Annotated in this window: 8 protein-coding genes; 3 read left to right on the top strand and 5 right to left on the bottom strand. The window is 43.7% G+C overall.

Annotated elements, in window-relative coordinates; translation table 11 throughout:
• Positions 1-3: 3 nt before the first annotated feature.
• Positions 4-471 (bottom strand): SRPBCC family protein, encoded by a 468-nt coding sequence (locus tag J4N22_RS12575; RefSeq protein ID WP_207495094.1) that lies wholly within the window; start codon positions 469-471, stop codon positions 4-6.
• A 46-nt stretch (positions 472-517) separates the two neighbouring features.
• Positions 518-2,224 (bottom strand): M23 family metallopeptidase, encoded by a 1,707-nt coding sequence (locus J4N22_RS20105; RefSeq protein ID WP_207495092.1) that lies wholly within the window; start codon positions 2,222-2,224, stop codon positions 518-520.
• 454 nt (positions 2,225-2,678) lie between these two features.
• Here J4N22_RS20105 and carB point away from each other — a divergent pair, with 454 nt between their 5' ends.
• Positions 2,679-4,319 (top strand): carbamoyl-phosphate synthase large subunit, encoded by a 1,641-nt coding sequence (gene carB / locus J4N22_RS12565; RefSeq protein ID WP_207495090.1) that lies wholly within the window; start codon positions 2,679-2,681, stop codon positions 4,317-4,319.
• 72 nt (positions 4,320-4,391) lie between these two features.
• Here carB and J4N22_RS12560 read toward each other — a convergent pair whose 3' ends face one another.
• Positions 4,392-6,104: a glycosyl hydrolase family 28-related protein gene (locus tag J4N22_RS12560; protein WP_207495081.1), complete on the bottom strand. Its 1,713-nt coding sequence runs from the start codon at positions 6,102-6,104 to the stop codon at positions 4,392-4,394.
• Between the two features lie 181 nt (positions 6,105-6,285).
• Here J4N22_RS12560 and J4N22_RS12555 point away from each other — a divergent pair, with 181 nt between their 5' ends.
• Positions 6,286-7,737: an SLC13 family permease gene (locus tag J4N22_RS12555; RefSeq protein WP_207495079.1), complete on the top strand. Its 1,452-nt coding sequence runs from the start codon at positions 6,286-6,288 to the stop codon at positions 7,735-7,737.
• A gap of 11 nt (positions 7,738-7,748) precedes the next feature.
• Complete coding sequence (gene recO / locus J4N22_RS12550; RefSeq protein ID WP_207495070.1) at positions 7,749-8,486, top strand: DNA repair protein RecO; 738 nt, start codon at positions 7,749-7,751, stop codon at positions 8,484-8,486.
• A 3-nt stretch (positions 8,487-8,489) separates the two neighbouring features.
• Here the strand turns inward: recO and J4N22_RS12545 are convergent, their stop codons facing one another.
• Together J4N22_RS12545 and J4N22_RS12540 are read right to left on the bottom strand one after the other, a co-directional pair.
• Positions 8,490-10,745 (bottom strand): DUF3857 domain-containing protein, encoded by a 2,256-nt coding sequence (locus J4N22_RS12545; RefSeq protein WP_207495068.1) that lies wholly within the window; start codon positions 10,743-10,745, stop codon positions 8,490-8,492.
• Between the two features lie 3 nt (positions 10,746-10,748).
• Positions 10,749-12,626 (bottom strand): transglutaminase-like domain-containing protein, encoded by a 1,878-nt coding sequence (locus tag J4N22_RS12540; protein ID WP_207495066.1) that lies wholly within the window; start codon positions 12,624-12,626, stop codon positions 10,749-10,751.
• Between the last annotated feature and the right edge of the window lie 123 nt (positions 12,627-12,749).

The following is a 12,749-nucleotide window of genomic DNA, read 5'->3' as shown; positions in this document are numbered from 1 at the left end:
TTTTTACATCTTTCCAAATCGCTGCTCTACAGCCTGCTTTCTGAAATCAAATATTTGCTGCAGTTTCTTACGGACCAGTAAAGTATTTGCAATGTCACCAATAAACCAGAAAGGAATTTTATAATGTACTATATCCGTCATTTCAACGCCACCAGGTATTTCTTTGAAATGGTGCTGGTGATGCCATAGTGAGTAAGGGCCGTACCGCTGTTCGTCTACAAAATATACCGGCTCCTGCACGTGCGTAATTTCCGTCATCCAATAAACAGGTATACCAAACAGCGGCCGTACTGTGTATTCTATCAGCTGGCCTGGATACATCTCTTTACTGTGGCTGGTACTCCTTACTACGAAGCCCATGTCATTAGGTGTAATGTCGGCTAAATTATCCGGGCGACTGAAGAAATCCCACGCCTCCTGTAATGTAACTGGTATCCGCTGTACCGCCCGTAGTGAATAAACTTTCGACACTTCTTTAGCTTTTACAACATTACAGTATTCGCTTTTGTTCGTTTTATCAGCGGCTAAAACTAAGCCTGCGTTCTGTCACATTTCCTGCTTCGTCCTCCACTATTATTCGCAGATCATGACGACCGGGAGTTGTCCGTTCATCAAAATCATGAATGAATGCATAATCCCTTCTCCGAAACATCAACCATTTACCATCCAGTTCTGCCCTGAAGCTCCTGATCTCTCCTGCATTGTCTTTTACAGTAAAAGCTATTGAGCGGCTTTTTGCCAGGTTAGCATTGTTGGCAAAACCACCCGTAATGGTGGGCGGAATTGTATCTACCAGGAGCCTTACCTCGCCCAGGTCCCAAAACTTTGCGGTCATCCAGTCGCCATCCCAGGGGCCTTTGGTTGCTACTGTTTTTCTTGGATTTACCAGCTGCATCACAATCTTATCCCGCCTTGGGTCAGAAGCCGGTATATCGGATCTGATCTTCACAGTGAAGCTATCATGAACCGGCACCTGGAATGTATGCAGTGAATGGATCTTTGAAGCAGCCACCATATCTCTTGCAGCTGTAGCCACATGTACGAAAGGCACCAGGTGGTAAAAAGACGACGCAGGAAAAGAAACCTGAATATCGTTCAGCATTAGCTGGTTTACCTGGTTAGGAAGCATAGGGATGCTATTGGATGAAAATGCAATATCGCGGCTGCCGGATGGGTCGTAGCGAAAGCGGAAGCGAACAGTGGTAAGATTCCCTGCTACATCGCGCACCCTAATCTCTGCATTATGAACAAGGGTATCGTGAAAAATATAAACCCCATCTCCTGCTGTGGTTGCAAAGATGTTGCTGTTGTTACCGGGCAGGCGGCTCAGGTGCTGAATGTAGCGACCACCAGCATACTTGGTTTTGAAATCAATCGCTCCATTCATTGCCCTCGTTTCATTGTAGGATACCTCGCTAAGCCTAAAGCCAAAACGTGCTGTATCGTCTATATATACTTCCGCCTGGTAAATGCCAAACATGAACGGCGATGTATTGGTTTTATCCTCAGCACTTATGCCTAAACTGAATGTAGATGTAGGAATGGAGACTACGCTACTGGTAGCCGAATAAGCCTGTCCTGCTTTCCTGATGGGGATGGTTTTGGGACCAACCTGGTAGGTGCTGAACCGGCGGTCGTAATAGTACAACTGGTAAATAACCGGCGGAATATTGTCGGGCAAACCAAAATTGAAAAGCCATGGGTTTATATTGACCTCTGTTTTAGTATCACGTATTTCAAAGTGCAGGTGAGGTCCTGCTGATCCACCTGTATTGCCACTATATGCTATGAACTGTCCTTTGGTTACAGGGAACTGCCCGGGAGCAAAAGTGATATCCTGCTCCCACTGCTCGTCAGCATATTGCTTGTTGATTACATAGCTATTGAGAGCCGGGTAAAAATCATTAAGATGTGCATAGAGGGTCGTATAGCCATTGGGATGATTGATGTAAATGGCTCTTCCGTAACCATAGCGTTCAATTTTGATGCGACTGATGTATCCCTCAGCCGCGGCATATACAGGTAGGTTTTCGCGCTGGTTGGTGCGTATGTCAAAACCCATGTGGTAATGGTTGGTGCGCAGCTCACCAAAGTTGGCGCTAAGCTGCAGTGGAATCCCCATTGGGTTACGGAAATAGTTGGAAGGATAATTTACAGGCGGAAACAGTTGAGCATAAGAAAAATAGCAGGAACAGGTAAACAACAACAGTAACAACTTCTTCATCATCATTTGTTTTACATAGGTGTGGCTCTTAAGGGCGACAAAAATCTTACCAGCGGAGCTGAGCATTAGTTGTGAGGCGGGAGGAGCTAAGGCGGATGCTGGATGAGGGATGCTGGATTGATGAGGTAGGTTTCTAGTTTCTGGTTCCTGGTTCCTGGTTCCTTATTCCTGGTTCTTCTGATCTCTGAATGCTGATTGCTGATACCTGATACCTGATCTCTGATCTCTGATCTCTGACCACTGATCTCTGACCTCTGACCTCTGATCCAAAAGCTTTAGAAAAATTAACCACTATGTTTCGTTGATGAAGCTACATTTGCACAATTTGTTTTTCCTGCCGTAGAATGGAGATTAGGTGCTGAGCTAATAGCTGAAAAGCATACCAATAGCTGCAGTGTGCGACGCAACGGATGATGAACAGTGCTGGAAAAGCCGACCCCAACAATTTTTTACTATGCCTAGAGACACTTCTATAAAATCAGTATTGATCATTGGATCAGGACCAATTGTAATTGGCCAGGCCTGCGAGTTTGATTATTCGGGAAGCCAGGCGGCCCGCAGCCTTCGCGAAGAAGGCATCAAGGTGGTGCTGATAAACAGCAATCCCGCCACCATTATGACGGACCCTATGATGGCGGACAGGGTTTACCTGCTGCCACTAACGGTGGAAAGCATTGAGCAGATACTGGAAGAGAATGAGATTGACGCGGTGCTGCCTACCATGGGTGGACAAACAGCCCTGAACCTTGCCATTGAGGCCGAGGAATTGGGAGTTTGGAAGAAATACAACTGCCGCATGATCGGTGTGGACGTAGCAGCCATCAATACTGCTGAAGACCGCGAACAGTTTCGCCAGCTGATGGTGAAGATTGGTGTGGCGGTGGCGCCTAGCCGCGTGGCTAACAGTTTCCTGGAAGGAAAAGAGTTTGCACAGGAAATCGGTTTCCCGCTGGTGATCCGTCCTTCATTTACACTGGGTGGTAGCGGCGGTGGATTTGTTCACACGAAAGATGACTTGGATGAAGCGCTGGAAAGAGGATTGACAGCTTCTCCAATTCACGAGGTGCTGGTAGAAAAAGCGGTACTTGGCTGGAAAGAATACGAGCTGGAACTGCTGCGCGACCAGGCAGACAACGTAGTGATCATATGTACCGTAGAGAATTTAGATCCAATGGGTGTTCATACCGGGGACAGTATAACTGTTGCTCCTGCTATGACCCTAAGCGATACTGCTTTCCAGGATATGCGCAACCAGGCGATACTGATGATGCGCAGCCTGGGCAACTTTGCCGGTGGATGTAACGTACAGTTTGCACTTAATCCTGAAACGGAAGAGATAATAGCCGTGGAGATAAACCCGCGTGTAAGCCGTTCATCGGCACTTGCATCAAAGGCTACCGGTTACCCTATTGCTAAAGTAGCTTCTAAACTTGCTATAGGCTACCACCTGCACGAGCTGAAGAACCAGATCACGCAAACGACATCAGCATATTTTGAGCCTGCACTTGACTATGTAATTGTAAAAGTGCCACGCTGGAACTTTGATAAATTTAAAGGAGCCAATGATACACTTGGATTGCAAATGAAAAGTGTAGGTGAAGTGATGGCTATCGGCAGAAGCTTTACCGAAGCGATTCAGAAGGCTTGCCAAAGCCTGGAGAATGAAGCAGTAGGCTTAGGCTATTATGGCAAGAGCCTGCAGAAGAGCAACGACCTGCTGGAGTATATCAAGACACCAAAATGGGACAGGATATTCAGGATTAAGGATGCGCTGATGCAAGGTATTACTGTGAAGACAATTGCCCAGGCTACAGGTATTGATAAGTGGTTCCTGTACCAGATCCAGAAGATATGTGATATAGAAAAGGAAATTGCTAACCACACACTGGAGTCGCTGCCGGCTGACCTGCTAAAAGAAGCTAAGAAGAATGGCTTTAGCGACGAGCAGATTGCTCGCATCATGCGCAACTGCACAGAAGATGATGTGTACAACAAGCGTAAGGCTCTAGGCATTACACGTGTTTACAAAATGGTAGATACCTGTGCTGCTGAGTTTGAAGCAAAGACGCCTTACTTCTATAGTACGTTTGAATAAATTGAAAAGCTTATAAAAGTAAAAGAGGCGCGTGTTGCGCCTCATTTATTATGCATTTAATTTGTTGGTTAGCTAAAGCAGGGTAACAGAATATTTCCCAATAGCATTGAACCATCTACCTGTTGTAGCATCTGTTATGGCTAAAACAGTATTTCTACCTTCTCCACGAATAGTAAAACCTGGTGAGTTACCAGAATCATCTTTTACAGTGTAACCACTTCCCCTTTTTACTATTGTCAGCTTCGCAAAACCTATTGTTGGTGTTCCATCATTTCCTGCAAGGACCAACTCAGTAACATGATCAGCAGGGCCAACCAGTTTTTCAATTTCTGCGAATAAATTGATTGAAAGGTTCCTATTGTAGTCGTTATTGCCTGACGGGTACTTTGAATTGTACGATATGGTATACACATTACCCTCTGCACTGATACCGGAACTGGAAACAGGATAATCTGCATGCAACTTTGTCAAGCCCCTGAAGTCGCAGTTGAGTAATTTGATGTTCTTATAAACAGCCTTTGTGGCAGCACCTGTAGCCTGGATCAAAACATTATTGGTTGGCCTGGTGTCTAAAAAATATCCATGCGTATCCTGCATTGTGATGGAAGAGTTGTCATCATTCACAAGAACAACAGTTTTTTTTGCGCCGGCAAAAAATGAGTTCTGAACCTTTACCCTTGCATTGAAGATATTTATGCCGATATCGCCATAATGCTCAAACCAGCAATCCCGCACCTGCACTACGTCCAGGCCACCCACCTCACCATTATTAACTACTTTCAAAGAAGTTCCTTCCACACCTTCAAAGATCAGCCTGTCAAGAGTTATCATTCCTCCTGAACCGCCGGGTGAAACACCTTTTCCAGGCTCTATGACAACAGCATTCTTGATTCCTTTGCCTAAAGTATAGTTGCGCAATGCAAAAGCATTTGAGGCAAAACGCAACACATCTTTATTATTCGATTTAGAACTGATGACATGTACACCTATTGTGGATCCGGCTATTTGTTTGCCGCCACCGTCAGCTAGTACACCTATAGATCCTTTATTTAAAAATGCAGTTTCAAAACCTTCGAAGCCAACATTGATGATTTTAGAATAAGCTGCATGTTCCAGTAATAGACCGACTGAGCCAGCAGAAGTATTCTCTTTTTTGATCGTCAGGTTTTTTACTTCAATAGGCATGATGCCGTGTGGCGTATTGTTTCCAATATGTATTGCAGCCCCGGAACCGCGGTATAAAATAGTAGCATCAGCCATTCCCACCAGGTGAACGAACTTGCCGTTTTCATTTTGCCTTATGGTAGCGCTGGTGATGTAGGTGCCTGCAGGGAAAATTAGGTTTAGAACCCGTGACCGCGTATGAACATCAATCTGAGAGGCTGCCGATGAAAAAGATATTGCATCAGTAATAGCTTTGGTGTCATCTGTTACACCGTCGCCCCTGGCACCAAACCATTTCACATTGATGTCGGAGTTGGTTGTATTTCGCTGGTAATATTCATTGCCTCTTTTCCTGAAGATAACGCCATCTACTTTGCTATCATTCATAGCTGTACCATCAATCCATTTGGTAACGCGTGTATAGCTTACAGGCTCACCGGTAAAATCATCAACCAGCCCGGAAATTACCTGCCGGCTTTGTGTAGTACCTGTTCGTGAAGCGGCTGCACTATTCTTCTTATCGGAAAAAACCTGGTTAGCTGGTACAGCTTCTTGTGCTACTTGTGAAATAGCAGTAAATGAAACCAGCAATAAAATGAACAACATGTGAAGTTGGCGCATAGACAAAATATTAGAACAGAGGGTATTCAATGAATATGCCTAAGTAAGACAATTGCTGAAAGATAATCTTAAAGACTTATTAAGTTAGCCAGCTCCTTTACCCGGCATTGATCAAACGAGACACTTTCCTCTCCTGCTCCTCGGATGTTTTTACTACTTATCTTGTTGCCTTTATTTGCATATGCCATCTAACCGTAAATTCTGGATCTCGATTTTTTCAGCAGCGGCTATATTCTTTTACCTGCTGTTTGGTAACCCTTTCAATGTAGAACCTACAGCAGCCAAAGTACTGGCTATTGGTGGGTTGATGATCACTTTGTGGGTAACAGAAGCTGCTGCCATGCCGGTAGTAGCACTGCTGCCATTGATCCTGTTTCCGGCTATGGGCATAGCAACCATTGATGAAACAGCTACGCCTTATGCTAACCCGGTTATCTTTCTTTTCATGGGTGGTTTCATGATAGGCCTGGCCATAGAAAAATGGAACCTGCACCGGCGCATTGCGCTCAACATTGTGAAGGTGACCGGTACCAGTGGCGACAGGATTGTATTGGGCTTTATAATAGCAGCTGGCTTCTTAAGTATGTGGCTCAGCAATACAGCCACCACCATGATGATGTTTCCTATTGCAGCCTCGGTGATAACGGTGATGAAAGACAATGACGACGGCAAAGGCAGCATCCAGAATTTTGCAGTTACCATCATGCTGGCCATTGCTTATGCTGCTAATCTTGGCGGAATTGCCACCATCATTGGCACGCCGCCCAATGTGGCTTTTGCAGCTTTCATTCAAAAGAAATACAACTACACCATTGAGTTCCTCGACTGGATGATGATCTGTTTACCTATTGCACTACTGCTACTTACTGCACTTTATTTTGTAATGGTAAAGTGGATGTATCCAAACAAGATCGCATCGAGCGATGCCACCAAAAAGATGATACACCTGGAGATAAAAGCCTTGGGTAAAATAGGAAAAGCAGAAAGCAGGGTGCTGGTGATTTTTGCCGCAACCGCCTTATTATGGATAACAAAGGATCTTATCAACCGCCTTGGTGTAATTGCATTAAATGATACCATGATAGCTGTTATGGGAGCTGTTGCTCTTTTTTTAACGCCCAGCGGCGAAAAAAATCCAGAAGAAAAATTTGTACTGCAGTGGCGCGATACTACCAAAATGGCGTGGGGAATATTGTTGCTGTTTGGCGGTGGTATCACACTGGCTAACCAAATGGAGAAAGCAGGATTGATAGGCATGATGGGTACATGGCTTGCCGGCTTCTCTGGCAGTGGTGGTTTTATACTTGTACTGATGATTGCACTGATAGCAGTTTTCTTAAGTGAACTGATGAGTAATGTAGCGCAGGTAATAGTGTTTGCACCTGTGATAGCAGGTATGGCTGATGTGTTAACCATAAATCCATTACTGCTTGGCATACCTATGACTTTAGGTGCAAGTTGCGCCGGTATGTTGCCCATGGGTACACCACCCAATGCTATTGTTTTTTCCAGCGGACATATACGGCTGAAGGATATGCTGAAAGTTGGTTTTGTGGTTAATATCCTATCGGTGATATTGATCGCATTGTTTTGCTACTACCTGGTGCCGATGATCGTTCCGGAACTTAAATAGCTACAGCACTCATGACATTTAAGACCAAAGGCATTGTTTTACGCACGGTGAAATATGGCGAAACAAGCGTCATCACCACTGTGTATACAGAGCTTTTTGGTTTGCAGTCATACATAGTAAAAGGCGTTCGGCAAAGCTCTAAAAGATCGCAGGGTAAGGGAATATTTTTCCAACCTGCAGCTATACTGGACTTGGTTGTTTACCACAATGAGCTCAAGAACCTGAACTTCATCAAAGACTACCAGTGGGGATATTTATACGATCATGTTTTGTTTGATGTGGTAAAAAATGCAGTAGCCATGTATATAGTGGAAATGCTGCATCACTGCCTGAAACAACCTGAAGCAAACCCTGAACTCTATTACCTGGCAGAGGATACATTGAAACAACTGGATAAAGGAAATGCTACACTTACAGCCAACCTTCCACTCTACTTTATGCTTCACCTGGGTGGTGAACTTGGTTTTAGAATCCAGGGGGGATATGAGCCTTCTACACCTATCCTCGACCTGCACGATGGTCAATTTGCAGAAGAACGACCAAACCATTCTTACTACCTGGATGGAGAGCAGGCAAAGCTTACTTCAGAGCTATTAGCCATACATTTTTACAACGACCTGGAGAACTTCAAACTGAACCGTAACCAGCGCCGCCTGTTGCTGCAGGCTTTCCAGAACTATATCAGCCTGCACGTACAAGACTTTGGTGAGCTAAAGAGCCTGCAGGTATTGCAGGAGGTATTGAGCTAGCGGCTATATTTTCCTTATCAGCAATTTGGCTCCGTTGAAATCTACTGCTGCATCCAGCACATGTACCAGGTTCTGCCAATTGGCTACAGGCTCGTATGCATGTGCATAGATCTTTCTTACAAACATATTTACCTGGTTGCCTTCGGCTGTAGTAGTAACTGCAAAACTTCCTGCAGCAGTCTCAACATTCAGGTTCAACTTATCTAAACCTTCAGCTTTGTAGCCATCAGGTAAGCTCACTGAAATAACATAATCAAATGCACGGGCAAAAGGCATGTATACATCCACTTTTCTATCGCGCTGCCATGGCTTTAGCTGCAGCTGCCCGCCTATAAATTTGCCTATGTCTAAAATGTAATTGTTGCCAGCCTTCTTCACCAGCCCATCAAAAGTAAAATGCGATGAATAGACAAAAGCCGGTTCTGTATGACGTATTCCAATAGTATCTACTTTAAATTCCAACAACTCTTTTGGAGCTATCTCAAACTGGCTTTGTATCTCTGATTTAAAACGCTCCTTTACATCTTCGCGAGCTTTAGCAAAGGCATTCTTGTATTCATCGCTCAGGCTACGGGTGCGGCGTTTTTCACTTAATTCTTCTACTAATGATTTTTCTAAACCCAAAGCTTTCCTTTCTGATTCGTAGTATTCTTCAAATAATAATAGCCGCTTCTGATCATCAATTTTAAAATGACCTGTATTAGATGTTTTTCTTTTTACATCCAATACCTGCATATTATCGGCATCCAGTTTTACCTGCAGGCGTTCTACCTGCATGTTCTCTTTCCATGAACTGGCAGGGATACTTGATGTTGTTTCTGCAAAATCTTTGCGGCTGCGCGACATGTTGCCGCCGGTATTGAAGCTGGGTGCTTTATCTATTCCTTCATAATGAGCAGGAATATAACCGGCAGGTGAGAAAAGATTTTCTATACCATAGTAAGCAGGCTTACCTTCTTTAACTACTACTATATATTCAAAATCATCTTTGTCCATTACTTCCTGCAGGTGCGGACCATATTTAGATGTTACCAATGCCAGTTCAGCCCTTATGTCAAAATCTTTAAAAACCTCGCTCAGGTAAAAAAGGTATTTCTTGCTATACAGGTTGGCGTAATTACGGCTCACACCCACCTCTATATTTTCAGATGAATTGACATCGTAGGTAGTAAGAAAGCGGAAAGTATAAAAGATAAGAGAAGCCAGTTCGTCCTTTGGAAGTTTATCGTAATCCTTATTCACCTTTTTTAATGCAGTCTTTACGCGGTCGTAAAATGCAGACTTGGATGTGCCCATTCGTAATTGCGCCTTCTCCATTTGCATTTGTATCACCTCGTCTTCTACAATCTCCGACATGGGTTGATTGCGATATACCTCGCCTGGTTTGCGCGCATTAATTCTGCCTGCATACATTCCATTGTAACCAACTATGATGTTCATGCGAAGGATAGGAATCTGCCGCATAGAACTCATCCAAAGAGTGGTAGGAAAAGCAGGAATGTCTTTGGCTGCTACATCCAGCACTATATCATCGTCTTCGCCACGTGATTGCTTGAACTCTGGCGCACCATTCAATGCACGATATTCTACTGCGTACTTCTTACCAACAAGACAATGAACCGAATAATGCATAATGGGATTGTCTTCGCCAAAAACAAAATAAGAAGCCTCTGGTGCCTTACCATCCAGCATCTTGTCTTCAGTGGTTATGAAATAATCTACCATGTCGCCAACCTGCAGATCGGATATGGCAAGCTTAGCCTGCTTGTTTGTCTTTTGATCTTTAGTAAGTACGATTTCATCAGCATTTACTTCTTTCACTGTGCCATCTGGTTTTACAATGCGAACGCCAATGATCGTAGTTGAGGTACCTGTTTCTAAAATGGATTGCCTGCGCTTAAACTGCTGGTAAGAAAGTTCTGAATATTCTTCCAGCGCAGCTTTGTCGTTTATCTTCACCAACTCGCGGATGGTGCGGGTGTAGGTGTATTCCTTTTTGAACCAACTGCCCATACCAAACTGGAACTTGGTACGACTTGTAGCAGAGATGTCAAGGTGCTTGGCAATGGTGACATACGAAAAGTTGTTGTACTCCGCCGGAACCGTACGTTGCTGGAATTCAGGTTTGTTCCATCCCCATACTTCTTTACGTACTTCTGCTGCGTGCAGTTTATACTTTTCTTCGTCGCTTATAGCAAACACTGCTGTTGTAATAAATGCAGTTGCTATAACCAGCACCGCTCTTACCATCTTGTTCATAGGTTATTGTTTTACCAGGATCACCTGCTCCAGGTAAGCTTTTTTAAGTTCTTTAATATCGTTGTTCCACTGCGTAAACATGTTCTTCGGAAGTGTAACATCTTTTACGATGATCTCCTTTTTGTACACCAGCTTATTACCTTCTTTTATGAAGTTGGTTTTGAACGTATACATCTTCCTGTCAATAGACAATGCAGCAGGCAGCTGTTGTAGTTTATACGAGGCAGGAATATCTATCTCCGTTTCATGCAGCAGGTGACGCTTAAAGTCGAACACGTAATCGTGCCGGCGGTCGCTGGTGTCTATCAGCAGGTCAGCAAATTCTTTTCTAAAATCTACATCCACGTATAGCTCGTCGCCAAAAGATGTAATGGCATCTTTTTGCACCACATTGTAGTTGATCGTAAGATCCTTATCCCAGTCACTCATATCCGATGTCTCTAATTTTGTCAGCTGGTATTTAGCATCCATGCCGGCAAGGTATTGCTCCAGTATATTGCTGGCTTTGTCTTTCTTCAAGTTGTTTACATGGTATAGCAGGTATTCCTTGCTTTCCCCGTTGTATTTATGATATGCTTTTCCTTCCAGGCTATTATTGCTTAATGCGAGTACCCGTTTTTCATACATCGTGTTTTGCTGGTAACGCGTTGCAGGTACTTTTTCTAAAATGTAATTGTCATCGTCTTCTATCAGCACCTGCCTCCCTTGAATTCTTTCTGCATACTGATCGATAGGAATATATTTCTCAGTAGCATCTAAAAAATACTGTTTGCCCTTGTAGTTGAGCGCACAGATCATGTGGTTGTCAACCGCCAGCGATGGAGTAGAATAATCATAAGCAATATGGTTGGTGCCTATCCAGCAAAGGCGGGCATCGAAGCCGGCAGCTTTTAATAGCTCTTTTGTAAGGTTAGCCATGCCTTTGCAATCACCATATTTTTTGCGCAAAACTTCCTGCGCATTTTCAGGTTTAAAACCTGCAATTCCATCTTCAAAAGCAATGTAGCGGATGTTGTCCTGCACCCAATAGAAAATGGATTTTACTTTATCAAGCTCAGCTGTTTTTCCCTGCGTGATGTCAGCAGCTTTAGCTTTCATTGCTGCTTCATCAGTAGTTAGTTCTTTTACCAGGCTGCGGTACCAGTTGTACTGGTCTTTGGTAGTGTTGAAATAGGTAAAGCTTTTTCCTTCTACCTGTGCAGAGCGGGTAAGTACCAAAACATGCGGATAGATATAACTTGGTCCGGGTGCATCATTTTCTGACACACGTGCAGGCAGTTGCTTAATAGTATACGTGTAGATATCAGCATCAGCACGTTCGTCGTAGCGCTGACTGCGGGTTATATCATTTCCGGCAAAATTGTATTCTTTCAATTCCGCCTTCATCCATCGTGGAATGGTGACAGTGACTTCTTTATTGGCCACTTTATATTCTTCAGGAAAATAGATGCTGGTGAAATAACGAGGGTCGGTTACTGTCTTATCAAATTGAACTTCGCTGGTAGTACCTATCTTTTCCAATGGCAATCTAAAATAGCAGACACGTGCATCGGAATAAAAAATACCTGAGACAGAATGATAATCAAACTGTGGCTTAATGAGCTTATTCCTTTCACCATTCACAATGATCTTTACGTCGTTAATAGCGGTTTGATCGTTATAAAATTCAACAACAGGAACAGTGGTTCTAAACTGGTTGCACAGGTAGATGGTGTTGGTTTTCTCGTTTACTTCTACCCTTTGTTGCTTTTTATTGTATTCGAATAGATAAGCCTCTTTTTTAGAAGAAATAACAACGTTGGTGTCTTTATCGGCAGGGCCAGCAAATAGCGGGGCTAAATAAAACAGGCTGGTTATGGTAAGTAAAAACTTCAAGGGCATAGGATCAGGGGCTGAGGTTGTCCGGCAATTTAGATAATGTGATGATTTCAGAACGAAAAACAGGTAGGAAAATTGCTATAAGAAGAAAGCCGCCAGTGACTGTTGGCGGCTTTACTACGGTAA

This window comes from Aridibaculum aurantiacum (genome assembly GCF_017355875.1).
In the GTDB taxonomy this organism is placed as follows: Bacteria; Bacteroidota; Bacteroidia; order Chitinophagales; family Chitinophagaceae; genus Segetibacter; species Segetibacter aurantiacus.
The sequence above is the reverse complement of the archived record's forward strand: the minus strand, read 5'-3'. Positions and strand labels throughout refer to the sequence as shown.